Raw genomic sequence first — 21,967 nt, 5'->3', positions numbered from 1 at the left:
CCTAGCGCAAGCGGCCCTTCAACTTGGCCTTCTTGATAAGGTCGCCATACTGGTGCGCCAACAGGTGCGACTGCATCTGGCTGATGGTGTCCACCGTCACGTTCACGACGATCAACAGGCTCGTGCCGCCCATGACCATCGCCACACCCGTCTGGGTGAAAGTGAATTCGGGGATCACGCAGACCAGCGTCAGGTAAATCGCACCGATCACGGTGATGCGGGTGAGGACGTAATCGAGATAGTCTTGCGTCCGCTTGCCCGGACGAATGCCTGGGATGAACCCGCCGTTCTTCTTCAGGTTCTCCGCGGTCTCTTCCGGGTTGAACACCACGGCCGTGTAGAAGAAGCAGAAGAAGATGATCCCGATCGCGTAGAGCGCGAGATAGAGCGGCTGCCCGTGCTGCAGATAGAAGTTCAGCGTGTTGATCACACTGCCGGCGGTGCTTTCGGGGTCGATCGACTGGCCGGCGAACTGACTGATCGTCAGCGGGAGCAGCAACAACGAACTCGCGAAGATCGGCGGGATCACGCCCGACGTATTCAGCTTCAGCGGAAGGTGGCTGCGGTCGGCCTGCATCATGCCCTTTGCGCTTGCGCGCTTGGGATACTGGATCAGCAGGCGGCGCTGAGCCCGCTCCATGAAGCAGATGAACAGCACAACCCCGATAATCATGAGGATCATGCCGACGATCGCGAAGCCGCTGATCGAGCCTGAGCGGGCGCCCTCGAACAAATTCGCGCCGAAACTCGGGAACTGGGCGACGATACCGGCCATGATGATCAGGGACACGCCGTTGCCGATTCCGCGGCTGGTGATCTGTTCGCCGAGCCACAGCAGGAACATCGTCCCGCCGACAAGGCTGATCACCGCAGTGATGCGGAACATGAGCCCAGGCATAACGACGGCCTGCAATCCGCTGGACGCGCCATAGGCCTCAAGGCCCGAGGCGAGGAACCAGCCCTGGATCGCACACAGGAAAACCGTGCCGTAGCGGGTATATTGATTGAGCTTTTGCCGGCCGGTGGCGCCCTCCTTCTTGAGAGCGGCCAGCGCGGGGTGGAGGGCGGCGGCGAGCTGAATCACGATCGACGCCGTGATGTAGGGCATCACGCCGAGCGCAATGAGGCTCATGCGCTCGAGGCTGCCGCCCGAGAAAGTGTTGAAGAGATCGAGGATGCCGCCACGAGTCTGCTCGTAAAGCGACTCCAGGATGAGCGGGTTGACTCCCGGTAGCGGCACGAAGCTCAGGAAGCGGAAGACGATCAGCGCACCGATCGAGAACCAGATGCGGTTCTTGAGTTCGGTAGCCTTGGAAAAGTTCGCGAGGCTCAGCGAGCTCGCGATGTTGTCGGCGCGTGATGCCATGGGATTGCTCGAAATCCTGTTTTGGCGCCGGTCCCTCCCGGCACAGGGAGGCTACATAGGTAGCGGGGGTTCGGATGTCGAACCCCCGGCCACCCGTTTTTCGCTTACTTCGCCTTGGCGGCCTTGTTGGCCGCGGCCCGCTCGGCCTTCTTCTCGGCCTCGGGCTTGCCGGTCTCGATCACTTCGACCGCACCGCCCGCCTTTTCGACTGCCTCGATCGCACCCTTGCTCGCGCCCGCGACACGGAAGCTGACCTTACTGGTCAGCGCGCCCTTGCCGAGCAGGCGCACGCCGTGCTTGGCGCCGCGCGCGACACCGGCGGCCTTGAGCGCGTCGTGGTCAAGCACGTTCTTGGCGTCCAGCTTACCGGCGTCGATGAACTTCTGGATCATGCCCAGGTTCACCTCGGCGTAGTCCTTGCCGTTCGGGTTGTTGAAGCCGCGCTTCGGCAGACGCATGTGAAGCGGCATCTGGCCGCCTTCGAAGCCCTTCACGGCGACGCCGGAGCGCGCCTTCTGGCCCTTCTGCCCGCGTCCCGCAGTCTTGCCCTTGCCCGAACCGATGCCCCTGCCGACCCGCATCTTGCGGTGGCGGGCGCCTTCGTTGTCGCGGAGATCGTTCAGTTTCATGTCAGTGCACTCGCTTTCGCTTTGGTCGCGCTGAGGTGGACGAGCCACCCCGTTATTGAGTCGGGAGCCTTAGCCCTCGACGACTTCCACCATGTGCGGCAGCTTGGCGATCGCCCCGCGGACTTCAGCGGAGTCTTCGATCTCCACCACGCGGTGCATCTTGCCGAGGCCGAGGCCAACCAGAATCTTCTTCTGGCTTTCCGGACGGCGGATCGGGCTGCCGATCTGCTTGAGCTTGATTTTGGCCATCTGGCTTACTCCACAATCGCGGCGGCGTCGGCTTCCGCCTCGGCTGCGTTCGCCCCGCCACGACCGAGAAGGTCGGCGATCTTCTTGCCGCGGCGCTGGGCGACGGACTTCGGGGAAGTCTGGTCCTGCAGCGCGTCGAAAGTGGCGCGGATCATGTTGTAGGGGTTGCTGGTGCCGACCGACTTGGTCACCACGTCGGCCACGCCCAGGCTCTCGAACACGGCCCGCATCGGGCCACCGGCGATGATGCCGGTACCTGCGGGAGCGCTGCGCACGTTGACCTTGCCGGCACCGAAACGTCCCTTGCCGTCGTGGTGCAGCGTGCGGCCTTCCTTGAGCGGCACGCGGATCATCTTCTTCTTAGCCGCCGAGGTCGCCTTGGTGATGGCTTCCGGCACTTCGCGCGCCTTGCCGTGGCCGAAGCCCACGCGGCCGGCGCCGTCGCCCACGACGACCAGCGCCGCGAAGCCGAAGCGCTTGCCGCCCTTCACCGTCTTCGAGACGCGGTTGATGTGAACCAGCTTCTCGATGATGCCGTCGTCTTCTTCCTCGCGTCCGCCGCGACGATCGTCACGACGCCCGCCACGCTGCCCGCCACGGCCGCCCTGGCCGCCGCGATTGCCGCCACGGTCACCGCCGCCACGTGCACCGCGACCGCGGGGCTGATCCACACCCTGCTCGACGCTCTGCGTGTCGGCCGCGACCGAAGGCGTGTCGGCAATCGCCGGCTGCTCCAGAACGACCGCGTTCTCGGTCTCAGCGGTCGCTTCGTTTTTGTTTTCGTTTTCAGCCATAATCAGAACTCCAACCCGCCTTCGCGGGCGGCGTCGGCCAGCGCTTTCACGCGGCCATGAAACAGGAACCCGCCGCGATCGAATACGACGGTCGAGACGCCGGCCTTCTTGGCGGCTTCGGCAATTTCCTTGCCCACCTGCACAGCGGCATCGACGTTTGCGCCACTGGACTTCGCGCCCAGGGTGCTCGCCGCGGCAACTGTCTTGCCTTGGGCGTCGTCGATAATCTGAGCGTAGATGTGGCGGCCGGTGCGGTGCACCGACAGACGCGGCCGAGTTCCGGCGCGGGTCTTGATCGCGGTGCGCACGCGGCGGCGGCGGCGCTCGAAAAGGGAAAGCTTGGCCATCTTACTTCTTCTTCCCTTCCTTGCGGAAGATGTACTCGCCGCGATAGGCGATACCCTTGCCCTTGTAAGGCTCGGGCTTGCGCCAGCGGCGAACCTCGGCGGCAAACTGGCCGACAGCCTGCTTGTCGATGCCCGAAACCTCGACCGTGGTCTGGTCAGGCGTTTTCACTTCGAGGCCTTCAGGCACATCGAGATCGACGTCGTGCGAAAAGCCAAGCTGAAGCTTCAGCTTCTTGCCCTGCGCGGCGGCACGATACCCGACGCCCTTGATGTCGAGCGTCTTGGTGAAGCCGTTGGTCACGCCTTCGACCAGGTTCGACACCAGCGTGCGCTGCATGCCCCAGAAAGCCTTCGCTTGCTTGGTATCGTTGGCGGGGCGCACCAGAATCCGGCCGTCCTCGACCGTATAGCTGATTTCCTCACGCATGCTCAGCGTAAGCGTTCCCTTCGGACCCTTGACCGTGAGTACGCCATCCGCGGCATCCGCGGATACGCCGGACGGCACGGGGACCGGAACTTTGCCGATGCGGCTCATCAGAACACCTCCGCCAGCACTTCGCCGCCGACGTTCTGCACCCGGGCTTCCGCGTCGGAAAGCACGCCGCGCGGCGTCGAGACGATGGTGATGCCCAGGCCGTTGCGGATCGTCGGGAGTTCTTTCGACCCCGAGTAGACGCGCCGGCCCGGCTTGGAAACGCGGGCCACGTGCTTGATCGCGGGCTCGCCTTCGAAATACTTCAGTTCGATCCGCAGCGCAGGGTGCTTGCCGGAAGCGTCTTCGCTGTAGCCACGGATGTAGCCTTCGCGCTGGAGCACTTCGAGCACGTTCGCGCGCAGCTTGCTGGCGGGGGTCAGGACGGAGTCCTTCTTCGCCTGCTGGCCGTTGCGGATGCGGGTGAGCATATCACCCAGGGGATCGGTCATAGCCATCTATCGAATCCTCACCAGCTCGACTTGGTCAGACCGGGGATCATGCCCTTGTTGCCAAGGTTCCTGATCTCGATCCGGTTGAGGCCGAACTTGCGGTAGACGCCGCGGGGCCGACCAGTGGTGGCACAGCGGTTGCGCACCCGCGTCGGGTTCGCGTTGCGGGGGATCTCGGCCAGCTTCAGGCGCGCAATCAGGCGCTCGCCATCGTCGCGCGACTCGTCGTCAGCGATGGCCTTCAGCTTGGCATACTTGCCCGCGTACTTCTTCACGAGCGCCTTGCGCCGCTCGTTCTTGTTGATGGAACTCAGTTTCGCCATGGACTTAAGCTCTCTTCTTCAAATCTTGATCACGCGGCGGCCTGCTGCTCTTCGGCAGCTTCCTCGCGGGGGAACGGGAAACCGAACAGGCGCAGCAGCTCGCGCGCCTCGTCGTCGGTCTTCGCGGTGGTGGTGACGATGATGTCCATCCCCCGGACCTTCTCGATACGATCGTACGAGATTTCCGGGAAGATGATCTGCTCCTTGAGGCCCATCGCGTAGTTGCCGCGCCCGTCGAAGCTCTTCGGGTTCAGCCCGCGGAAGTCGCGGATGCGCGGCATGGCCACGGTCACCAGGCGGTCGAGGAATTCGTACATCCGCTCGCGCCGAAGGGTCACCTTCGCGCCGATCGGCATGCCTTCGCGCAGCTTGAACTGCGCGATCGACTTCTTGGCCTTGGTGATAACCGGCTTCTGGCCGGCGATTAGTGCCATTTCCTCGGCGGCGGTCTGGACCTTCTTCTTGTCCTGGCTCGCCTCGCCCACGCCCATGTTGAGCGTGATCTTCTCAATCTTGGGCACTTCCATCGCGTTCTTGTAGCCGAACTTCTCCGTCATCGCCTTGGCGATGTCGGCTTCGTACTTGGCCTTGAGGCGCGGGGTATACTTCTGGTCAACCATCGATGGTCTCCCCGGACTTGACGGCGACGCGGACCTTGCGGCCGTCCTTGTTCGTCTCGAACCGCACGCGGGTTGGCTTGCCGTCCTTGGGATCGGCCAGCGCCACCTTCGAGATGTGCATCGGAGCCGGCTTGCGGTCGATGCCACCTTGCGGGTTCTCTTGGCTCGGCTTGCGATGACGTGCGATCATATTCACGCCGTCGATGACGACCTTGCCATCCTTCGGCATCACTGACTGGACGGTGCCGGTGCGGCCCTTGTCCTTACCCGAGAGCACGACGATGCTGTCGCCCTTCTTGATCTTAGCGCCGGCCATTACAGCACCTCCGGAGCGAGGCTGATGATCTTCATGAAACCGCGGCCGCGGAGCTCGCGCACCACGGGGCCGAAGATACGGGTGCCGATCGGCTCCTCGTTCTTGTTCACGAGCACCGCGGCGTTGCTATCGAAGCGGATCACGCTGCCGTCGGCGCGGCGCACGTCCTTGCGAGTGCGCACGATCACCGCACGGTGTACGTCGCCCTTCTTGACGCGCGTGCGCGGCTGCGCCTCCTTCACAGAGACGACGATTACGTCGCCCACGCCGGCGGTCCGACGCTTCGATCCGCCCAGCACCTTGATGCACTGGACGCGCTTCGCGCCGCTGTTGTCAGCGACATCGAGCGTGGATTGCATCTGGATCATCGATCCGGTTCCTTCTCGTTCGGCTTGCCGGAACCAGTCCGGCAGTTCCTAAAAATTCCGGCTCAGTTGCCGGCTTCGGCGACGTCGAGGTCGGCTTCCACCGCCTGCACACCACCCGCGACGACCCGGTCCTTCACGGCCCAGGTCTTGGTCTTAGAAATCGGGCGGGTCTCTTCAATCCGCACGACATCGCCCGGGTGGTACTCGTTGCTCTCGTCGTGAGCATGGTACTTCTTCGAGCGACGGATGATCTTGCCGTAGAGCGGGTGCTTCACCTTGCGCTCGACCAGAACGGTCACGGTCTTGTCGGTCTTGTCGGAAACGACAGTCCCGGTGAGGATACGCTTGGGCATCTGCCTGGTCCTTACTTCGCTTCGACCGAGCGCGTGCGCTCGGTCTGCAGCGTCTTGATGCGCGCGATGTCGCGGCGAACCTCGCGGATGCGCGCGGGGCGCTCCAGCTGGTTGGTCGCGGCCTGAAAACGCAGGTTGAAAGCCTCGCGCTTCAGCTCGACGAGCTGGTCACCCAGCTGGTCGTCGGTCTTGGTGCGCAGGTCGGCGACCTTCGCGTTGCCGCCTGTCGCCTTCGCGTCCTTGGTGGGCTTCTTCGCCATCACTCGGCTCCCAAGTGGCTGGTGTCGCCGAGGCGAGCGACGACCTTGGTCTTGATCGGCAGCTTCATGGCCGCGCGGCTGAATGCTTCCGCCGCCAGCGGACCTGGAACGCCGTCGAGCTCGAACATGATCCGGCCCGGCTTGACGCGCGCGGCCCAGTATTCGACCGAGCCCTTGCCCTTCCCCTGACGGACTTCAGCCGGCTTCTTCGACACCGGCACGTCGGGGAACACGCGGATCCACAGGCGCCCCTGGCGCTTGATGTGGCGCGTGATCGCGCGGCGGGCGGCCTCGATCTGGCGGGCGGTGACCCGCTCCGGCTCGAGCGCCTTGAGGCCGTACGAGCCGAAGTTCAGCGTCGTGCCGCCCTTGGCGTCGCCCTTGATCCGGCCCTTGAAGGCCTTGCGGAACTTGGTTTTCTTCGGTTGCAGCATTGTTCTTGCTCTACCTTAGCGCCGGTCGGAAGCCGGACGGACGCCAGAAGTCTGGGCCTCCATCATCAGCCGGTCGGTCGCGGTCGGATCGTGGCCGAGGATCTCGCCCTTGAAGATCCACACCTTGATGCCGATCACGCCGTAGGCGGTGAGTGCTTCGGCTTCGGCATAGTCGACGTTGGCGCGCAGCGTGTGGAGCGGCACTCGGCCCTCGCGATACTGCTCGACGCGGGCGATCTCCGCACCGCCGAGACGACCACCGCACATCACCTTGATGCCTTCGGCACCTAGGCGCATGGCCGACTGCATCGCGCGTTTCATCGCCCGGCGGAACGCCACGCGTCGAACCAGCTGGTCCGCAATCCCTTGCGCGACGAGCTTGCTGTCGATCTCCGGCTTGCGGATCTCGACGATGTTGAGCTTCACTTCGCTCGCGGTCATCGTTGCCAGCTTCGAGCGAAGCTTCTCGATGTCCGCGCCCTTCTTGCCGATGATCACGCCCGGACGCGCCGCGTAGATCGACACGCGGCACAGCTTGGCCGGACGCTCGATGACCACCTTCGAGATCGCCGCCTGGGGCAGGCTCTCGACGATGTACTTGCGGATCTCGATGTCCTCGCTGAGCAGCTTGGCGTAGTCGCGCCCTTCGGCGTACCAGCGACTGTCCCAAGTGCGGTTGATCTGCAGGCGCAGGCCGATGGGGTTCGATTTATGACCCATGACTTAAGCCTCCTCGCTTTCGCGAACCACGATCCGCAGCCGGCTGAACGGCTTGAGGATGCGGGTCGATTTTCCGCGACCACGCGTGTGGAAGCGCTTCATGGTGACGGACTTGCCGACCGACGCCTCGGCGACGACGAGCGCGTCGACGTCGAGGTTGTGGTTGTTCTCGGCATTGGCGATCGCACTCGCGAGCACCTTCGATGCGTCGCGGGCCATCGCTTTCTTCGAGAACGCGAGGATGTTCATCGCGTCCTCGGCCTTGCGACCGCGGATCAGGCCGGCAACGAGGTTGAGCTTCTGCGCGGAGCCACGGATCGTGGTCCCGACAGCGAGCGCCTCGTTATCGCCGACGCGGCGGGGAGCTTTCTGCTTGCCCATCAGCGCTTGCCCTTCTTGTCGGCGGCGTGGCCGGGGAAGCTGCGCGTTGGCGAGAATTCCCCGAGCTTGTGGCCGACCATGTCTTCGTTGACGGAGACCGGAATGAACTTCTGGCCGTTGTAGACACTGAACGTCAGACCAACGAACTGCGGCAGGATCGTCGAACGACGCGACCAGGTCTTGATCGCACCGCGCGCGTTCTTCTCCTGCGCGTCCTCGGCCTTCTTCAGCAGGTGGAGGTCGACGAACGGACCTTTCCAGACGGAACGAGCCATCTCGATTACCTCTTCTTCTTGGCGTGACGCGAACGGATGATCATCTTGTCCGTCGCCTTGTTGTGACGGGTGCGGGCACCCTTGGTCGGCTTGCCCCACGGAGTAACCGGGTGACGGCCGCCCGAGGTACGGCCTTCGCCGCCGCCGTGCGGGTGATCGACCGGGTTCTTCGCGACGCCGCGGGTCAGCGGACGGCGGCCCATCCAGCGGCTGCGGCCGGCTTTGGCGAAGTTCTGGTTCTGGTTGTCGGGGTTCGACACCGCACCAACAGTGCCCATGCAGTCAGCGCGCAGGTAACGCTGCTCGCCGCTATTGAGGCGCACGATCACCATCCCGCGGTCACGACCGACGACCTGGACGTAGGTCCCCGCAGAACGGGCGATCTGGCCGCCTTTGCCTGGCTTCATCTCGACGTTGTGACAGATCGTGCCGACCGGCATCGTGCCGAGCAGCATGGCGTTGCCGGGCTTGGTGTCGACCTTCTCACCCGCGACCACGCTGTCGCCCACCGCGAGACGCTGCGGCGCGAGGATGTAGGCGAGCTCGCCGTCCTCGTACTTTACCAGCGCGATGAAAGCGGTGCGGTTAGGGTCGTATTCCAGACGCTCGACGGTAGCCGGCATGTCCCACTTGCGACGCTTGAAGTCGACGTAGCGGTACTTTTGCTTGTGGCCCCCGGCGATCCCACGCGAGGTGACGTGGCCCTTGTTGTTGCGGCCACCGGTCTTACGCTTGCCTTCGGTAAGCGCCTTGATCGGCTTGCCTTTGAACAGGCCCGACTTGTCGACCAAGATCAGGCCGCGGCGGGCCGGGCTGGTCGGCTTGTAGTTCTTGAGTGCCATTGCCTCAGATCCCGCTCGTGACGTCGATCGAGTCCTGGCCTTCGGCCAGAGTCACGATCGCCTTCTTCATGTCGGTGCGCGTGTAGGGCTTGCCCTTCCAGCGCTTGGTCTTGCCCTTGACGACGATGGTGTTCACCTTCGCCACCTTGCGATCGTAGATGGCCTCGACAGCCTCCTTGATCTGGCTCTTCGTGGCATCGCCCGCGACCTTGAAGACGATCGCGTTGAATTCCGAAGCCAGGGTCGACTTCTCCGTAATGTGCGGCGCGACAATCACGTCGTAGTGACGCGCATCGACCTGTTTTGACTGCTGTTTAGCCATTGAAGCGCGCCTCCAGCTTCTCGACCGCCGACCGTGTGAGGACCAGCGTGTCGTGCTTCAGGATGTCATAGACGTTGGCACCGGCGGCCGGCATCACGTTGACACCCGGCAGGTTGCCGGCAGCGCGGGCGAACGATGTTTCCACCGCGTCGCCATCGATCACGAGCACCTTGTTGCCCCAGCCATTCTTATCGAATTGGCCCTTCAGCGCCTTGGTCTTGGCGTCCTTCACTTCGAGGCTATCGACGATCACGAGACCACCGTTCGCCTTGCTCGACAGCGCCATCCGCAGACCGAGTGCGCGAACCTTCTTGTTCAGCGAGATATTGAAGTCGCGCAGCTTGGCGCCATGCGCCTTGCCGCCGCCGACAAAGATCGGGGCCGCGCGGTCGCCATGTCGAGCCGTGCCGCCACCCTTCTGGCGGCCGAACTTCTTGCCGGTGCGTGATACTTCGCTGCGCTCGCGGGTCGGCCGCGCAGTCGCACGACGATTCCACAGCTGCCAGGTCACCACGCGGTGCAGGATGTCCTGCCGCGGCTCGACGCCGAAGACGGCATCGCTAAGTTCAAGGTCGCCAGCGGCGCCCTTGATCTCACTACCGTCGAGATTCTGGACCTTCACCTTCACGGGATCAGCCCTCCTTGTTTTCATCGCCGGCGGGCGCATCGCCCTCAGCGTTGGTGTCGGGACCAGCTTCGGCGTCCGTGTCGGCGCCAGCCTGCTGTTCCTCGGCGAGTTGCTCCTGCATCTCGGGCGTCACCTGCTCGATCACTTCGTGCTCGGCAGCCGCCTCGACCATGCCGGCCGGAGCTTCTTCATGTTCGGGAGCAGTGCTCTTCTTCTCGAGGATCGCGGCCGGGAACGGCGCGCCATTGGGAAGCGGAAGCTTCACCGCATCGCGGATCATCAGCCAACCGTTCTTCGAGCCGGGGACCGAACCCTTGACGAAAATCAGACCGCGAGCGGCGTCCGTGCGGACGACTTCGAGGTTCTGCTGGGTGCGCTGCTTGTCACCCATGTGACCGGCCATCTTCTTGTTCTTGAAGACCTTGCCCGGATCCTGGCGCTGACCGGTCGAACCGTGGGCGCGGTGGCTGATCGAGACACCGTGCGTCGCGCGCATGCCGCCGAAACCCCAGCGCTTCATCGCGCCCTGGAAACCCTTTCCCTGCGTGCAGCCGGTGATGTCGACTTTCTGCCCCGCGAGGAAGTGCTCGGCCGAGATGGTGGAGCCGACGGGGATGAGTCCGTCCTCACCGTCGACGCGGAACTCCGCGACGCGCATCTTGAGGCCAACTTCCGCCTTCGCGAATGCTTCGCGCTGCGGCTTGTTGACGTTCTTCTGCTTGGCTTCGCCCGCGCCCAGCTGGACGGCGAAATACCCGTCGCGGTCAGCGGTACGATGCGAAACGACCTGGCAATCCTCGAGCGCCAGGACGGTAACGGGCACGTGCCGGCCATCCTCCTGGAAGAGGCGGGTCATCCCGACTTTCTTAGCGATCACGCCGGAGCGCATGATCCGTTCTCCTTACAGAGGCACCGGAGACCATCCCCGGTGCGTGCTCGGCCCAGAATTCATGCATCGCCCCGTCCGGGCCAAAGTGCTCCCTTGCGAGGAGCGAGACGGGGGACGCTGCCCGGCAACTTGCCGGAGGTATCCCTTTGTCCGCGGACCTTTCAGCCCGCCGTCAAATCAAGCGAGCTTGATCTCGACGTTCACGCCAGCGGCGAGGTCGAGCTTCATCAGCGCGTCCACGGTCTGGGCGTTAGGCTGCACGATATCGAGCAGCCGCTTGTAGGTGCGCACCTCGAACTGCTCGCGCGACTTCTTGTCGACGTGCGGGCCGCGGTTCACGGTGAACTTCTCGATGCGCGTCGGCATGGGAATGGGGCCCCGAATAAGCGCGCCCGTGCGACGGGCGGTATCCGCGATCTCGCCGGTTGCCTGATCGAGCACGCGGTGATCGAACGCCTTCAGGCGAATGCGGATATTCTGAGCTTCCATGTCCCTACCGATGCGAAAGAGCCAAGCGAGCTGTCACCAACCCGCAAAAAAAGAAAAGCCCGCCCCGCTTGCTCCGGTTTCCCGGCAACGGGCGGCCTTCCTGAATTCCTTTGGATGGAGACGAATCCCCGTCCGGTGGCGCGCCTATACGGTTGAGGCCCCTGAGTGGCAACCCCCGAAATGGCGCAAGAGCACATGTGCTCTCACTAAAAGGAAAGGGCCCGGCTCTCCGAAGAGAACCGGGCCCTGAACCTGGTCAGATCGCCAAGCTCACTTGGTGATCTTCGACACGACGCCCGAGCCGACGGTGCGGCCGCCTTCGCGGATCGCGAAGCGAAGGCCTTCGTCCATCGCGATCGGAGCGATCAGCTTGACGCCGATCGTCACGTTGTCGCCCGGCATGACCATCTCGGTGCCCTCGGGGAGGACAACTTCGCCGGTCACGTCGGTGGTGCGGAAGTAGAACTGCGGGCGGTAGTTGGCGAAGAACGGCGTGTGACGGCCGCCTTCGTCCTTCGACAGCACATAGACCTCGGCTTCGAAGTCGGTGTGCGGCTTGACCGAACCCGGCTTGCAGAGAACCTGGCCGCGCTCGACTTCCTCGCGAGCCACGCCGCGGATCAGAGCACCCACGTTGTCGCCCGCTTCACCACGATCGAGCAGCTTGCGGAACATCTCGACGCCGGTGACGGTCGTCTTCTTGGTGTCCTTGATGCCGACGATTTCGACTTCCTCGCCAACATTGACGATGCCGGTCTCGATACGGCCGGTGACGACCGTGCCGCGACCCGAGATCGAGAACACGTCCTCGATCGGCATCAGGAACGGCTTGTCGACCGGACGGTCGGGCTGCGGGATGAACTCGTCAACCGCCTTGATCAGCGCAACGACCGAATCCTTCCCGATGGGGTCATCGCGACCTTCGAGGGCGGCGAGTGCCGAACCCTTGATGATCGGAATGTTATCGCCGTCGAAGTCGTAAGAGCTCAGCAGCTCACGCACTTCCAGCTCGACCAGCTCGAGAATTTCCTCGTCGTCGACCTGATCGACCTTGTTCATGTACACGACCAGCGCCGGCACGCCGACCTGACGGGCGAGCAGGATGTGCTCGCGGGTCTGCGGCATCGGGCCGTCGGCAGCGTTCACGACCAGGATCGCGCCGTCCATCTGGGCAGCGCCGGTGATCATGTTCTTCACGTAGTCGGCGTGACCCGGGCAATCGACGTGCGCGTAGTGGCGGGCTTCCGACTCATACTCGACGTGTGCGGTCGAGATGGTGATGCCGCGCTCGCGCTCTTCGGGCGCCTTGTCGATGTTCGCGAAGTCGACGGCGGTGCCGCCGTACACTTCGGCCATGACCTTCGTGATCGCCGCAGTCAGCGTGGTCTTGCCATGGTCGACGTGACCGATGGTGCCGATGTTGCAGTGCGGCTTATTCCGCTGGAATTTTTCCTTGGCCATTTTGACTAAAACCTCTGTCTGGGATTGAATTTCACCAAGCCGGCGGCGGCACCCGGTGAATCAGGCGCCGCCCCTAGAACCTTGCCTGTCCTTAGGCAAGCTTCTCCTTGACCTCGGCCGCGACGTTTGCCGGGACCTCGTCATAGTGGCTGAACTGCATCGAGTAGTTCGCGCGGCCCTGGCTGAACGAACGTAGCTCGTTCACGTAGCCGAACATGTTGGCGAGCGGCACCATGGCCTCGACCGCCTGGGCGTTGCCCCTGGTGTCGGTGCCCTGGATCTGGCCGCGCCGGCTGTTCAAGTCGCCGATGACATCACCGAGATAATCCTCGGGCGTCACCACTTCGACCTTCATGATCGGCTCGAGCAGCTTGATGCCCGCTTTCTGCGCGACTTCGCGCATCGCGCCGCGACCGGCGATTTCGAACGCGATCGCGCTCGAGTCGACGTCGTGGTACGCACCATCATACAGCGTGACGGTGAAGTCGATGATCGGGAAGCCCACGAGGTAGCCGCTTTCGCCCTGCTCGCGGAAGCCCTTCTCGATCGCCGGGATGTACTCCTTCGGGATGTTGCCGCCCTTGATCTCGTCCTGGAAGACGAAACCCTGGCCGCGCTCGCCCGGCTCGACCTTTACCTTGACGCGCCCGAACTGGCCCGAGCCACCCGACTGCTTCTTGTGGGTGTAATCGACGTCCACCGGCTTCGCGAGGTATTCGCGATAAGCCACTTGCGGCGCACCGACGTTGGCCTCGACCTTGAACTCCCGCTTCATGCGATCGACGATGATGTCGAGGTGGAGCTCGCCCATCCCCTTGATGATCGTCTGCCCGCTTTCCTGGTCGGTCGACACGCGGAACGACGGATCCTCCTGCGCGAGGCGATGAAGGGCAATGCCCATCTTCTCCTGGTCGGCCTTGGTCTTGGGCTCCACCGACAGTTCTATCACTGGCTCGGGGAATTCCATCCGCTCGAGGATGATCGGGTGCGCGACGTCGCACAGGGTATCCCCCGTGGTCGTGTCCTTCATGCCCGCGAGCGCGACGATGTCGCCCGCAAAGGCCTCATCGATGTCTTCGCGGTTATTGGAATGCATCAGCAGCATGCGGCCGATCTTTTCCTTCTTGTCCTTCACGCTGTTCAGTACCTGGCCCTTCGTGAGCTTGCCCGAATAGATACGGGTAAAGGTGAGGCTGCCGACGAATGGGTCGTTCATGATCTTGAACGCGAGCGCCGCGAACGGCGCATCGTCGCTCGAGGGACGCTCGGCTTCTTCGTCGCTGTCGGGAAGAACGCCCTTGATCGCCGGCACGTCGAGCGGGCTCGGCATGTAGTCGACTACCGCGTCGAGCAGGGGCTGGACGCCCTTGTTCTTGAACGCCGAGCCGCAGGTCACGGGCACGAACGCGCGCGCCATGGTGCCTTTGCGGATGAGCGACTTGATGGTCGCGACGTCGGGCTCGTTGCCTTCGAGATACGCTTCCATCACATCGTCGTCCTGCTCGACGACGAGCTCGATCAGCTGCTCGCGGTATTCGGCGGCCTTGTCGGCAAGGTCGGCGGGAATGTCGATGAACTCGTACTTGGCGCCGAGGTCTTCGGCCTGCCACACGATGCCGCGGTTGTTGACGAGGTCGACCACGCCCTTGAGCTGGCTCTCAGCACCGATCGGGAGATAAAGCACCAACGGCTTGGCGCCGAGGCGATCGATGATCGACTGAACGCAGTAGTAGAAATCGGCGCCGGTGCGATCGAGCTTGTTGATGAAGCACATCCGCGGCACGCCGTACTTGTCGGCCTGGCGCCATACGGTCTCGGACTGCGGTTCCACGCCGGCTACGCCATCGAACACCGCGACCGCACCGTCGAGCACGCGCAAGGACCGTTCGACTTCGATGGTGAAGTCGACGTGGCCGGGGGTGTCGATGATGTTGACGCGGTACTTGGGCATGTTCGCGCGCAGCGCCTCAGGGTCCGAGCGCGGATCCATGGCCGGGTCCTCGGGCGTCCAGAAGGTCGTGGTCGCAGCCGAGGTGATGGTGATCCCGCGCTCCTGCTCCTGCTCCATCCAATCCATGGTGGCAGCGCCGTCGTGGACTTCGCCGATCTTGTAGGACTTGCCGGTGTAGTAAAGGATGCGCTCGGTCGTGGTGGTCTTGCCGGCATCGATGTGCGCCATGATGCCGATATTGCGGTAGCGCTCCAGCGGGTATTCGCGGGCCATTGTGAATTCCTCGGGGGTCTTGGGGGCGGCCCTCAGCGAGAGCCGGCCCCCATATAGGGTGTTACCAGCGGTAGTGCGAGAAGGCGCGGTTGGCGTCGGCCATGCGGTGCGTGTCTTCGCGCTTCTTGACCGCGTTGCCGCGGTTGTTGGCGGCATCCATCAGCTCGCCCGAGAGGCGGGCCGACATCGTGGTCTCGGCACGGCCGCGAGCGGCCGTGATGAGCCAGCGGATCGCCAGCGCCTGGGCGCGCTCCGGACGGACCTCGACCGGCACCTGGTACGTGGCACCGCCGACGCGGCGCGAACGCACCTCAATCTGCGGGGCGACATTGGTCAGGGCGGTGTGGAACACCTCGAGCGGGTTGGCCTTGGCACGACCTTCGACCGTATCCAGCGCACCGTAGACGATGCTCTCGGCGACGGACTTCTTCCCGTCGAGCATCAGGTTGTTCATGAACTTAGACAGGATCTGATCACCGAACTTGGGATCAGGCAGGATTTCCCGCTTCTCGGGACGACGACGACGAGACATTCTCGTATTCCTTGTGCTGGGCCGCAGCGAACGAAAGCGCGCGGCCGGAAACCTCGAAAAAGCGGTTCGCTTACTTCGGACGCTTGGCGCCGTACTTCGAACGGCTCTGCTTGCGATCCTTGACCCCTTGCGTGTCGAGCACGCCGCGCAGCACGTGATAGCGCACGCCCGGAAGGTCGCGCACGCGGCCGCCGCGGATGAGGACCACGCTGTGCTCCTGCAGGTTGTGCCCTTCGCCCGGGATGTAGGTGATGACCTCGCGCTGGTTGGTGAGGCGCACCTTGGCGACCTTGCGCAGCGCCGAGTTCGGCTTCTTCGGGGTCGTCGTGTAGACGCGGGTGCAAACGCCGCGCTTCTGCGGGTTCGCTTCCATCGCAGGGACCTTGGACTTGGCCTTCTGCGGTTCGCGGCCCTTGCGGACCAGCTGGTTGATCGTCGGCATTAAAGGAGTTCTCTCTCTTCACCGTATGGAGGTGCCATCGCTGGGATGAAGGAGAAAGGATCATGCGCGCTGCCGGCGGAAGCCCGAGGGCGCCGCGAGGCGAAACGATCGCACGAGCCTGAAACACTCCACCCGTGTCACGGACACCGGGTTACTTTGACGGCCGCCCCGAGAGCGTCTCAGCCGAGACCGCTCCAATAGAAAAGAGCCCAATGCGCAACCGCGCCAGGCCCCGGAACTCAACCGCCAATGTTCAGCTCTATCTGCCCGAAACCGGCGAGAGCCGGCCTTGGATGGGCGGGCCCTTAGGTGGATTCGGGTCCGCGGTCAAGGCGAGCGCGCTACACCGAGTGGTGCAGGTAGCGTTCGTTGAAGTCGCCCACGTCCGCCAGCCCTTCCCAGTCGAGCACCGTCAACTTCTGCTCGCTGAGGGTGATCAGGCCGCTCCGCCGCAGTTCCTGCAGGGTCCGGTTGGTGTGGACGCTGGTGAGCCCGGTGGCGTCGGCGAGCTGTTCCTGGGTCATCGGAAAGTCGCAGGTCTGCGCGTCGGACTGGTCCGCGGCGCGCAGGCGCAGGGCCAGTTCGCAGAGCAAGTGGGCGATCCGCGAGCGCGCGTCGCGGCGCCCGACATTGACCACCCACTCGCGAAAAATCGAGGAATCAATCAGCGTATCGAGCCAGACCGCCCGGGCGACCTGCGGGCGTTCGCGCATGAGCGCGATCAGCGCGTCTTTCGGCACCTGGCCCGCTTCGACGTTCCTGAGGCTTTGCACGTTGTGATCGGCGAACGACAGCAGGGTATGCTGCAGGTCGACGAACTCGCCCGGGATGTGAAACGAGATGATCTGGCGGCTGCCGTCGGTGAGGATCTTCTGCCGGAAGGCGAGCCCCTTCAGAAGCAGCAGACAGTGGTGGGTCGGTTCGCCTTCGCGCACCAGGTAGGCGTCGCGGCGAAACGACCGGGTGACGAAGGGAAGCTGCCGCACAGCGGTTCGATCAGCCTCCGAGAGGCTGGTGCTCCTTTCCCATCGCTGCAGGAGCAAATCGATACCGGATGTGGGCATAGAACCAACGCGGCCCCCTTTTCGTGAAAGGGCGGCTTAACTTTCGAACGACAACAGTTCCTTATAACGGGTTAGTGCTTGGCCGGTGCCCGGGCTAGGCGGCGCGCTGCAAATGCAGGTACCGTTCGCTGAAATCCCCGGCTTCGCGCAGGTGCTCCCAGTCGGGAATGTGAATCGACCGCCGCGTCCGCTCTATCAGGCCCTCCGCTTCGAGGCCTTTCAGGGTTCGATTGACATGAACCGGGGTCAGGCCGGTGGCATCGGCCAATTGCTCCTGCGTCATCGGCAGATGGTACGATCCGTCGTGCAGCATGCCCTGGGCCCGCAACCGGACCGCCAATTCGCATAGCAGATGCGCGAGCCGCTCGCGCGCGTGGCGCCGTCCGACATTGACGGTCCATTCGCGGAAGATCGACGCTTCGACCAAGGTGAAGACCTGCAAGGCACGCGCGACGCCCGGCGCCGTGAGCACCAGGTCCTCGAGCGCGGACATCGGCACCTCGGCCACCTCGCCGCGGGTCAGCATCTGGATGTTATGATCGGCCTCGGCGAGAAACAGGTGCTGGAGGTCGAGCGGTTCGCCGGGAATATTGATCGCCAGGATCTGGCGGTCGCCGGTGCCGGTGACCTTGTGACGAAAGGCGAAGCCGCTCACCAGCATGTCGCAGACTTCAGGCCTGTCCCCTTCCCGCACGAGATAGGACTGCGGATCGCGGACCTTCATCCTGAACGGCAAGCCTAACAACGCTTCCTGCTCGCTCGCGGTGATCGGATAGAATGTCTTGAGGAGGTGGATGAGGGGATCGAGGGGTGAACCTGTCCGCATTGGCATCGAATGTCTCCCGCAGAGGGCGGGAGCACGCGTATCTCTCAGTCGCCGACGCCCGAATTGTATGCGGTTGGCGATGAGGCAGCCATAACATAGGACCGCTGCATTAACTAATCATAGATTATGTAAGGACAGATTGTCCCAGATTAGAAAAAAGATGCAGTCGGCAGAAACTGCCGCGCTACCATAGCGTTATCCGATGATGACCCGCACACTCGATGCGCCGACATCGTTCGTAGGTGACGATCCCGCAGCATTTCAGGACAGCGTCATCGCCGACCGACGCGAACTGGCCCTGGTCGCCGTCGAACGAACGCGAATGCCGATGGTCGTTTCCGATCCGGGCCAACCGGACGCGCCGATCGTTCTGGCCAATCAGGCGTTCCTCGATCTCACCGGATATTCCGCCGCCGAGGTGATCGGGCGCAACTGCCGGTTCCTTCAGGGGCCGGACACGGCGCCCGCAGCGATCGATGCCATCCGCCAAGGTCTCGCCGAGGACCGGCACTTCATCGAGGTGGAGCTGCTCAACTATCGCAAGGATGGGACCACCTTCTGGAACCAGCTTTCCATCAGCCCGGTGCACGACGGCGATGGCAAGACGATCTACTATTTCGGATCGCAGAAGGACGTCACCGCGCGGCGCCGGGCCGAGGAGCTCGAGGCGATCGAGCGCCTGCTTCTGATGGAGGTCGATCACCGGGCGATGAACGCCCTGGCTCTCGTCCAGAGCATCCTCAGCCTTACCCAGGCGACCGACGTCTCGAGCTATTCCGAGGCGATTCGCCGCCGGATCGAGGCGGTCGCCCGGGTGCACCGGATACTCGCCCGGTCGAGCTGGAAGGGTTCGCGGCTCGTGGAACTGATCGTCGAGGGCGAGGCCGATCGCCGAATGAATCTCGCGGGGCCGCCGGTGAAGGTCTCGCCCCGTCTCGCCCAGCCCATTGCCCTTGTGATGCACGAACTCGTCTCGAACGCCAAGCAACACGGCGCCTTGCTGCGGCGCGACGGAGCGATCGACATCGGGTGGGAGACTGTCCCGGACGGCCTGACGATCAGCTGGCACGAGGAGATCGGCAGCATCGCAGCCGAACCCAAGCCCGGGCTGGGGCTGTCGCTCGTAAAAGCGATCGTCGAGCGCCAGTTGGGCGGTCACGCCGACCTTGCCTGGCAAAACGAAACGTTCGACGCCCGGCTACAAGTTCCGACACGCCCGGGAGAGGTGGTCTCGGCCGTCTAGCTTTCGGTGATCGCGACCGCATCGCGGAAGGCGATCGAGTGGACCAGCTTGCCCGCCGCGTCGTGGACATCGATGCGGTAGGCGAAATTCAGCCGGCCGCTCTGGACGTCGTGCGCCATGCAATCGCGCGCCGCGGCCAGGGCGAGCCCGGCGACGGTCGCGCTGCTCGCCTCGACCCCTTCGGGGTCGAGTACCTCTTCGTGGCCGTCCCTGAGGTGCATGAAATATCGAGGCATTGCGCGACTCCCGCTACGGCGGGAGCGCGGGCGGTCTCTCAGCCGCGAGCGCCATTTGCGTTGCTCGCGATTTTAACTTCATAACACAAAACGCTATCTAGGTTGTATAGCAAATAAGCCAATCCATGTTGTTCATTGAGAAGCTGTTTCTGGTGGTCGATCGCGTTGGCCGTGGACGCCGGTCCGAATACGTTTTCCTACAAGCAGGCCTTGTGCAATCTGCTGCCGCGCCATGTCCCGATCGACCCGCGCAACGCCAAGGCAGGGAACCTCCCCGCTGGCCTTCACCCCTGTCCCGCCGCTGCCGGGTGACGATCCGCTGCTCGCTTTCGCGCCCTTCCTGCACCCGCAGCCGCGGCGCAATTCGATCACGCCCGAGTTGCAGCGGCGGTTCGTCGCCGCGCTCGCCGCGACCGGCATCGTCAACCAGGCCGCGCGGGTAATCGGCAAGAGCCTGGAGGCGCTCTATAAGCTGCGCGCCCGCGCGGGCGCTGAGGAGTTCGCGGCCGCGTGGGACGAGGCGCTCAAGTGGGGGATGCTGCGGCTGGAAGACTGCGCGCTCGAGCGCGCGCTGGCGGGCGCGCACGGCAGCGATGGGGATGCGATGCTGTGCTTCGTCCTGCGCCAGCGCAGCCGGTTCCGGATCGACGAGCGCGATCTCGTGCCGGGCCACCCGGTCTATGAGCGCATTCGCGGCGAGGTTCTTGCCGAGCGCGGGGCGCCCGGCGGCTAGCGTCAGCTCAGCCCTTGGCCGCTCGTGCGGCGCGCGGCGTTACCGCAGCCTCGGTCTTCGCGGCAGGCGCTGCCCGGTCGAGAAACCCGAGCGCCACTTCCTCGGCCGTCAGCGCTTCGGCGAAAAGCCATCCTTGCGCATCGGTGCAACCAAGACCGGCGAGCTTGGAGTGGACCGCTTCGCTCTCGACCCCTTCGGCGGTGATTGGCAGCTTCAGTCCCTTGCCGAGCGACGACACCGCCTGCACCAGCGCATCGCACTGCTGGTCGTCGATCAGCGACTGCATGAACCGGCGGTCGATCTTGATGCGGTCGAACGGCAGGTCCTTGAGCTCGGTGAGCAGGGCGTAGCCGGTGCCGAAATCGTCGATCGAAATGCGGATCCCGCTGTTGCGCAGCGACGTGATCGTCGCGATCGCCAGCGACTGGTCGTTGAGCAGGCTCTTTTCCATGACCTCGATTTCAAGCCGCGCGGCCGGAAAGCCGGTCTCGGCAAGAACCTTGAGAACGCGCTGGGCGAGCAGGGAATCGTTGAACTGCACCGGCGAGATGTTGACCGCGATGATGAAGTGGCTGGGCCAGCTGCGCGCAATCACCAGCGCCTGGTGCATGACCGAGAACGACAGGTCCGAGATCAGCCCCGTCGCCTCGGCGCGGGCGATGAACTCGCCGGGCGCGAGCAAGCCGCGCTTGGGATGTTTCCATCGCGCGAGCACCTCGAAGCCGCGCACATCGCCGCTCGGAAGGTCGATGATCGGCTGGAAGTAGGGCACGAAATGGCCCGCCTCGATGCCGGCGCGGATGCCGAGTTCGAGCTGGTTACGCTCGCGCAGTTCGACTTCCATCTGCTCGGAGAAGGCCACCGTGCGGTTCCGGCCACGGCGCTTGGCCTCGTACATCGCCAGGTCGGCGCGGCGCATCAGGTCGCCCGACGCCTTGGTCTTGGCCGAACGCGCGGCGACGCCGATCGAAGTGCCCACCGCGACATAGGTTCCAGCGATCTTGACCGGCTTGGCCAGCTTGAACTGGATATCGCGCGCGAATTCCTCGGGTTCCTCGCCGGCCGCCGGCGTGCCGGTGAGCAGCACCGCGAACTCGTCGCCGCCGTGGCGGAAGCACAGCGAGCCGGGCGGCGCCGCGGCGACCAGGCGCCCGGCGATCGTCGTCAGCAATTCGTCGCCCACGCCGTGGCCGTAGAGGTCGTTGATGTTCTTGAAGTGGTCGAGGTCGATCAGCAGCAGCGCCGCGGGCCCGCGCTGCTCGCGGCAGACCTCGTTCAGCACCTCGTTGAGCCGCCTGCGATTGCCGAGCCCGGTCACCTCGTCGCGGTAGGCGAGGTCTTCCGCGCGCGTTTCGGCGGCGACCAGCTCCTGCGAGGTATCGCGCAACTGCACCGAACGGCGCCACGCCAGCAGAACGAGCGCGATGTTGAGCAGGAACGCCGTCAACAGCGGCGGCGAAACCGGCTGGCCGCTGCGAGCCGAGGCAACCAGCGCGGGGACGATCTGCCAGGCCGACACGGCGAACAGCGCGATCGCCGCCAGCGCCACGGTCGTGGTGATCGTGATCGAACTGGTGAAGGATAGCCTCGCATGGAGACTGTCCGGGGATCGGCTCATGAAGACCTCGGGCTAGAGTTACTCGTGAGATAACGTATGTTTGGTTTAGGTATTCCTAA

Annotated in this window: 32 protein-coding genes; 2 read left to right on the top strand and 30 right to left on the bottom strand. The window is 64.1% G+C overall.

The window, feature by feature from the left end:
- Position 1: 1 nt before the first annotated feature.
- The 28 genes from secY to ACWPM1_RS03915 form a co-directional block, all read right to left on the bottom strand.
- Positions 2 to 1,366: a preprotein translocase subunit SecY gene (secY, locus tag ACWPM1_RS04050; RefSeq protein WP_455693554.1), complete on the bottom strand. Its 1,365-nt coding sequence runs from the start codon at positions 1,364 to 1,366 to the stop codon at positions 2 to 4.
- Between the two features lie 104 nt (positions 1,367 to 1,470).
- Positions 1,471 to 1,995: a 50S ribosomal protein L15 gene (rplO, locus tag ACWPM1_RS04045; protein ID WP_455693553.1), complete on the bottom strand. Its 525-nt coding sequence runs from the start codon at positions 1,993 to 1,995 to the stop codon at positions 1,471 to 1,473.
- 69 nt (positions 1,996 to 2,064) lie between these two features.
- A complete protein-coding gene (gene rpmD / locus ACWPM1_RS04040) occupies positions 2,065 to 2,244 on the bottom strand; it encodes a 50S ribosomal protein L30 (RefSeq protein WP_455693552.1) in 180 nt (59 codons plus the stop codon).
- A gap of 5 nt (positions 2,245 to 2,249) precedes the next feature.
- The gene (gene rpsE, locus ACWPM1_RS04035) at positions 2,250 to 3,038 is read right to left on the bottom strand and encodes a 30S ribosomal protein S5 (protein ID WP_455693551.1); all 789 of its coding nucleotides are present in this window, start codon (positions 3,036 to 3,038) and stop codon (positions 2,250 to 2,252) included.
- A gap of 2 nt (positions 3,039 to 3,040) precedes the next feature.
- Positions 3,041 to 3,385, bottom strand: coding sequence for a 50S ribosomal protein L18 (gene rplR, locus ACWPM1_RS04030; RefSeq protein ID WP_455693550.1), 345 nt, complete (start codon positions 3,383 to 3,385; stop codon positions 3,041 to 3,043).
- A gap of 1 nt (position 3,386) precedes the next feature.
- Complete coding sequence (rplF, locus tag ACWPM1_RS04025) at positions 3,387 to 3,920, bottom strand: 50S ribosomal protein L6 (protein WP_455693549.1); 534 nt, start codon at positions 3,918 to 3,920, stop codon at positions 3,387 to 3,389.
- Positions 3,920 to 4,315 carry a 30S ribosomal protein S8 gene (gene rpsH / locus ACWPM1_RS04020; protein WP_455693548.1) on the bottom strand — a complete coding sequence of 132 codons (396 nt, stop codon included), beginning with the start codon at positions 4,313 to 4,315 and terminating at the stop codon, positions 3,920 to 3,922. Before rpsH ends, rplF begins: the two co-directional genes overlap by 1 nt.
- Before the next feature lie 11 nt (positions 4,316 to 4,326).
- Positions 4,327 to 4,632 (bottom strand): 30S ribosomal protein S14, encoded by a 306-nt coding sequence (rpsN, locus tag ACWPM1_RS04015; protein WP_455693547.1) that lies wholly within the window; start codon positions 4,630 to 4,632, stop codon positions 4,327 to 4,329.
- Between the two features lie 29 nt (positions 4,633 to 4,661).
- On the bottom strand, positions 4,662 to 5,252 hold the full coding sequence (rplE, locus tag ACWPM1_RS04010) for a 50S ribosomal protein L5 (RefSeq protein WP_455693546.1): 591 nt from the start codon (positions 5,250 to 5,252) through the stop codon (positions 4,662 to 4,664).
- Positions 5,245 to 5,568, bottom strand: a complete 324-nt coding sequence (rplX, locus tag ACWPM1_RS04005) for a 50S ribosomal protein L24 (RefSeq protein ID WP_455693545.1) — start codon at positions 5,566 to 5,568, stop codon at positions 5,245 to 5,247. The genes rplE and rplX overlap by 8 nt, the downstream gene beginning before the upstream one ends.
- Entirely contained in the window at positions 5,568 to 5,936 is a 369-nt protein-coding gene (gene rplN / locus ACWPM1_RS04000) for a 50S ribosomal protein L14 (protein ID WP_126175303.1), read from the bottom strand. The genes rplX and rplN overlap by 1 nt, the downstream gene beginning before the upstream one ends.
- A 62-nt stretch (positions 5,937 to 5,998) precedes the next feature.
- The gene (rpsQ, locus tag ACWPM1_RS03995; RefSeq protein WP_455693544.1) at positions 5,999 to 6,289 is read right to left on the bottom strand and encodes a 30S ribosomal protein S17; all 291 of its coding nucleotides are present in this window, start codon (positions 6,287 to 6,289) and stop codon (positions 5,999 to 6,001) included.
- An 11-nt stretch (positions 6,290 to 6,300) separates the two neighbouring features.
- Positions 6,301 to 6,549, bottom strand: coding sequence for a 50S ribosomal protein L29 (rpmC, locus tag ACWPM1_RS03990; protein ID WP_455693543.1), 249 nt, complete (start codon positions 6,547 to 6,549; stop codon positions 6,301 to 6,303).
- The gene (gene rplP / locus ACWPM1_RS03985) at positions 6,549 to 6,983 is read right to left on the bottom strand and encodes a 50S ribosomal protein L16 (protein ID WP_455693542.1); all 435 of its coding nucleotides are present in this window, start codon (positions 6,981 to 6,983) and stop codon (positions 6,549 to 6,551) included. The genes rpmC and rplP overlap by 1 nt, the downstream gene beginning before the upstream one ends.
- Positions 6,984 to 6,998: 15 nt before the next feature.
- Complete coding sequence (gene rpsC / locus ACWPM1_RS03980; protein WP_455693541.1) at positions 6,999 to 7,703, bottom strand: 30S ribosomal protein S3; 705 nt, start codon at positions 7,701 to 7,703, stop codon at positions 6,999 to 7,001.
- 3 nt (positions 7,704 to 7,706) lie between these two features.
- Positions 7,707 to 8,084, bottom strand: a complete 378-nt coding sequence (gene rplV, locus ACWPM1_RS03975; protein WP_455693540.1) for a 50S ribosomal protein L22 — start codon at positions 8,082 to 8,084, stop codon at positions 7,707 to 7,709.
- Positions 8,084 to 8,359 (bottom strand): 30S ribosomal protein S19, encoded by a 276-nt coding sequence (gene rpsS / locus ACWPM1_RS03970; RefSeq protein WP_131623534.1) that lies wholly within the window; start codon positions 8,357 to 8,359, stop codon positions 8,084 to 8,086. Before rpsS ends, rplV begins: the two co-directional genes overlap by 1 nt.
- A gap of 5 nt (positions 8,360 to 8,364) precedes the next feature.
- The gene (gene rplB / locus ACWPM1_RS03965; RefSeq protein ID WP_455693539.1) at positions 8,365 to 9,201 is read right to left on the bottom strand and encodes a 50S ribosomal protein L2; all 837 of its coding nucleotides are present in this window, start codon (positions 9,199 to 9,201) and stop codon (positions 8,365 to 8,367) included.
- Positions 9,202 to 9,205: 4 nt separating this feature from the next.
- Positions 9,206 to 9,523 (bottom strand): 50S ribosomal protein L23, encoded by a 318-nt coding sequence (locus ACWPM1_RS03960; RefSeq protein WP_455693538.1) that lies wholly within the window; start codon positions 9,521 to 9,523, stop codon positions 9,206 to 9,208.
- The gene (gene rplD / locus ACWPM1_RS03955) at positions 9,516 to 10,151 is read right to left on the bottom strand and encodes a 50S ribosomal protein L4 (RefSeq protein ID WP_455695120.1); all 636 of its coding nucleotides are present in this window, start codon (positions 10,149 to 10,151) and stop codon (positions 9,516 to 9,518) included. The genes ACWPM1_RS03960 and rplD overlap by 8 nt, the downstream gene beginning before the upstream one ends.
- A 4-nt stretch (positions 10,152 to 10,155) precedes the next feature.
- Positions 10,156 to 11,040: a 50S ribosomal protein L3 gene (gene rplC, locus ACWPM1_RS03950; RefSeq protein ID WP_455693537.1), complete on the bottom strand. Its 885-nt coding sequence runs from the start codon at positions 11,038 to 11,040 to the stop codon at positions 10,156 to 10,158.
- Positions 11,041 to 11,217: 177 nt separating this feature from the next.
- On the bottom strand, positions 11,218 to 11,529 hold the full coding sequence (rpsJ, locus tag ACWPM1_RS03945; protein WP_160610002.1) for a 30S ribosomal protein S10: 312 nt from the start codon (positions 11,527 to 11,529) through the stop codon (positions 11,218 to 11,220).
- 270 nt (positions 11,530 to 11,799) lie between these two features.
- Entirely contained in the window at positions 11,800 to 12,990 is a 1,191-nt protein-coding gene (gene tuf, locus ACWPM1_RS03940) for an elongation factor Tu (protein WP_455693536.1), read from the bottom strand.
- Between the two features lie 91 nt (positions 12,991 to 13,081).
- Positions 13,082 to 15,214 carry an elongation factor G gene (fusA, locus tag ACWPM1_RS03935; RefSeq protein ID WP_455693535.1) on the bottom strand — a complete coding sequence of 711 codons (2,133 nt, stop codon included), beginning with the start codon at positions 15,212 to 15,214 and terminating at the stop codon, positions 13,082 to 13,084.
- 61 nt (positions 15,215 to 15,275) lie between these two features.
- Positions 15,276 to 15,746, bottom strand: coding sequence for a 30S ribosomal protein S7 (gene rpsG / locus ACWPM1_RS03930; RefSeq protein WP_455693534.1), 471 nt, complete (start codon positions 15,744 to 15,746; stop codon positions 15,276 to 15,278).
- A gap of 70 nt (positions 15,747 to 15,816) precedes the next feature.
- Positions 15,817 to 16,188 (bottom strand): 30S ribosomal protein S12, encoded by a 372-nt coding sequence (gene rpsL, locus ACWPM1_RS03925; RefSeq protein ID WP_126175288.1) that lies wholly within the window; start codon positions 16,186 to 16,188, stop codon positions 15,817 to 15,819.
- 341 nt (positions 16,189 to 16,529) lie between these two features.
- Positions 16,530 to 17,252: a Crp/Fnr family transcriptional regulator gene (locus ACWPM1_RS03920; protein ID WP_455693533.1), complete on the bottom strand. Its 723-nt coding sequence runs from the start codon at positions 17,250 to 17,252 to the stop codon at positions 16,530 to 16,532.
- Positions 17,253 to 17,346: 94 nt separating this feature from the next.
- Positions 17,347 to 17,976, bottom strand: a complete 630-nt coding sequence (locus ACWPM1_RS03915; protein WP_455693532.1) for a Crp/Fnr family transcriptional regulator — start codon at positions 17,974 to 17,976, stop codon at positions 17,347 to 17,349.
- Between the two features lie 304 nt (positions 17,977 to 18,280).
- Here ACWPM1_RS03915 and lov point away from each other — a divergent pair, with 304 nt between their 5' ends.
- Positions 18,281 to 19,321, top strand: a complete 1,041-nt coding sequence (lov, locus tag ACWPM1_RS03910) for a blue-light-activated histidine kinase (protein WP_455693531.1) — start codon at positions 18,281 to 18,283, stop codon at positions 19,319 to 19,321.
- On the opposite strand, the gene ACWPM1_RS03905 is transcribed toward lov, so the two are convergent.
- Positions 19,318 to 19,557 carry a DUF6894 family protein gene (locus ACWPM1_RS03905; RefSeq protein ID WP_455693530.1) on the bottom strand — a complete coding sequence of 80 codons (240 nt, stop codon included), beginning with the start codon at positions 19,555 to 19,557 and terminating at the stop codon, positions 19,318 to 19,320. The genes lov and ACWPM1_RS03905 overlap by 4 nt on opposite strands.
- A 232-nt stretch (positions 19,558 to 19,789) precedes the next feature.
- Here ACWPM1_RS03905 and ACWPM1_RS03900 point away from each other — a divergent pair, with 232 nt between their 5' ends.
- Positions 19,790 to 20,290, top strand: coding sequence for a hypothetical protein (locus ACWPM1_RS03900; RefSeq protein WP_455693529.1), 501 nt, complete (start codon positions 19,790 to 19,792; stop codon positions 20,288 to 20,290).
- Between the two features lie 7 nt (positions 20,291 to 20,297).
- Here the strand turns inward: ACWPM1_RS03900 and ACWPM1_RS03895 are convergent, their stop codons facing one another.
- The gene (locus ACWPM1_RS03895; RefSeq protein ID WP_455693528.1) at positions 20,298 to 21,908 is read right to left on the bottom strand and encodes a putative bifunctional diguanylate cyclase/phosphodiesterase; all 1,611 of its coding nucleotides are present in this window, start codon (positions 21,906 to 21,908) and stop codon (positions 20,298 to 20,300) included.
- Between the last annotated feature and the right edge of the window lie 59 nt (positions 21,909 to 21,967).

Source organism: Tsuneonella sp. HG249 (assembly GCF_053819205.1).
This window is presented reverse-complemented; position numbering and strand designations above follow the sequence as displayed.

Excerpts from the sequence above, each read along its gene's own strand:
- ACWPM1_RS03895 (WP_455693528.1), bottom strand. The coding sequence starts at position 21,908 with ATGAGCCGATCCCCGGACAGTCTCCATGCGAGGCTATCCTTCACCAGT.
- rplE (WP_455693546.1), bottom strand. The coding sequence starts at position 5,252 with ATGGTTGACCAGAAGTATACCCCGCGCCTCAAGGCCAAGTACGAAGCC.
- secY (WP_455693554.1), bottom strand. The coding sequence starts at position 1,366 with ATGGCATCACGCGCCGACAACATCGCGAGCTCGCTGAGCCTCGCGAAC.
- rplV (WP_455693540.1), bottom strand. The coding sequence starts at position 8,084 with ATGGGCAAGCAGAAAGCTCCCCGCCGCGTCGGCGATAACGAGGCGCTC.
- rpsH (WP_455693548.1), bottom strand. The coding sequence starts at position 4,315 with ATGGCTATGACCGATCCCCTGGGTGATATGCTCACCCGCATCCGCAAC.
- rpmC (WP_455693543.1), bottom strand. The coding sequence starts at position 6,549 with ATGGCGAAGAAGCCCACCAAGGACGCGAAGGCGACAGGCGGCAACGCG.
- rpsJ (WP_160610002.1), bottom strand. The coding sequence starts at position 11,529 with ATGGAAGCTCAGAATATCCGCATTCGCCTGAAGGCGTTCGATCACCGC.
- rpmD (WP_455693552.1), bottom strand. The coding sequence starts at position 2,244 with ATGGCCAAAATCAAGCTCAAGCAGATCGGCAGCCCGATCCGCCGTCCG.
- ACWPM1_RS03905 (WP_455693530.1), bottom strand. The coding sequence starts at position 19,557 with ATGCCTCGATATTTCATGCACCTCAGGGACGGCCACGAAGAGGTACTC.
- ACWPM1_RS03900 (WP_455693529.1), top strand. The coding sequence starts at position 19,790 with ATGTCCCGATCGACCCGCGCAACGCCAAGGCAGGGAACCTCCCCGCTG.
- rpsS (WP_131623534.1), bottom strand. The coding sequence starts at position 8,359 with ATGGCTCGTTCCGTCTGGAAAGGTCCGTTCGTCGACCTCCACCTGCTG.
- rplF (WP_455693549.1), bottom strand. The coding sequence starts at position 3,920 with ATGAGCCGCATCGGCAAAGTTCCGGTCCCCGTGCCGTCCGGCGTATCC.
- rpsL (WP_126175288.1), bottom strand. The coding sequence starts at position 16,188 with ATGCCGACGATCAACCAGCTGGTCCGCAAGGGCCGCGAACCGCAGAAG.
- rplB (WP_455693539.1), bottom strand. The coding sequence starts at position 9,201 with ATGGCACTCAAGAACTACAAGCCGACCAGCCCGGCCCGCCGCGGCCTG.
- rpsE (WP_455693551.1), bottom strand. The coding sequence starts at position 3,038 with ATGGCTGAAAACGAAAACAAAAACGAAGCGACCGCTGAGACCGAGAAC.
- rpsQ (WP_455693544.1), bottom strand. The coding sequence starts at position 6,289 with ATGCCCAAGCGTATCCTCACCGGGACTGTCGTTTCCGACAAGACCGAC.
- rplR (WP_455693550.1), bottom strand. The coding sequence starts at position 3,385 with ATGGCCAAGCTTTCCCTTTTCGAGCGCCGCCGCCGCCGCGTGCGCACC.
- rpsN (WP_455693547.1), bottom strand. The coding sequence starts at position 4,632 with ATGGCGAAACTGAGTTCCATCAACAAGAACGAGCGGCGCAAGGCGCTC.
- rplO (WP_455693553.1), bottom strand. The coding sequence starts at position 1,995 with ATGAAACTGAACGATCTCCGCGACAACGAAGGCGCCCGCCACCGCAAG.
- lov (WP_455693531.1), top strand. The coding sequence starts at position 18,281 with ATGATGACCCGCACACTCGATGCGCCGACATCGTTCGTAGGTGACGAT.
- ACWPM1_RS03920 (WP_455693533.1), bottom strand. The coding sequence starts at position 17,252 with ATGCCCACATCCGGTATCGATTTGCTCCTGCAGCGATGGGAAAGGAGC.
- ACWPM1_RS03915 (WP_455693532.1), bottom strand. The coding sequence starts at position 17,976 with ATGAAGGTCCGCGATCCGCAGTCCTATCTCGTGCGGGAAGGGGACAGG.
- fusA (WP_455693535.1), bottom strand. The coding sequence starts at position 15,214 with ATGGCCCGCGAATACCCGCTGGAGCGCTACCGCAATATCGGCATCATG.
- rpsC (WP_455693541.1), bottom strand. The coding sequence starts at position 7,703 with ATGGGTCATAAATCGAACCCCATCGGCCTGCGCCTGCAGATCAACCGC.
- rplC (WP_455693537.1), bottom strand. The coding sequence starts at position 11,040 with ATGCGCTCCGGCGTGATCGCTAAGAAAGTCGGGATGACCCGCCTCTTC.
- rpsG (WP_455693534.1), bottom strand. The coding sequence starts at position 15,746 with ATGTCTCGTCGTCGTCGTCCCGAGAAGCGGGAAATCCTGCCTGATCCC.
- rplN (WP_126175303.1), bottom strand. The coding sequence starts at position 5,936 with ATGATCCAGATGCAATCCACGCTCGATGTCGCTGACAACAGCGGCGCG.
- tuf (WP_455693536.1), bottom strand. The coding sequence starts at position 12,990 with ATGGCCAAGGAAAAATTCCAGCGGAATAAGCCGCACTGCAACATCGGC.
- rplX (WP_455693545.1), bottom strand. The coding sequence starts at position 5,568 with ATGGCCGGCGCTAAGATCAAGAAGGGCGACAGCATCGTCGTGCTCTCG.
- ACWPM1_RS03960 (WP_455693538.1), bottom strand. The coding sequence starts at position 9,523 with ATGGCTAAACAGCAGTCAAAACAGGTCGATGCGCGTCACTACGACGTG.
- rplP (WP_455693542.1), bottom strand. The coding sequence starts at position 6,983 with ATGCTGCAACCGAAGAAAACCAAGTTCCGCAAGGCCTTCAAGGGCCGG.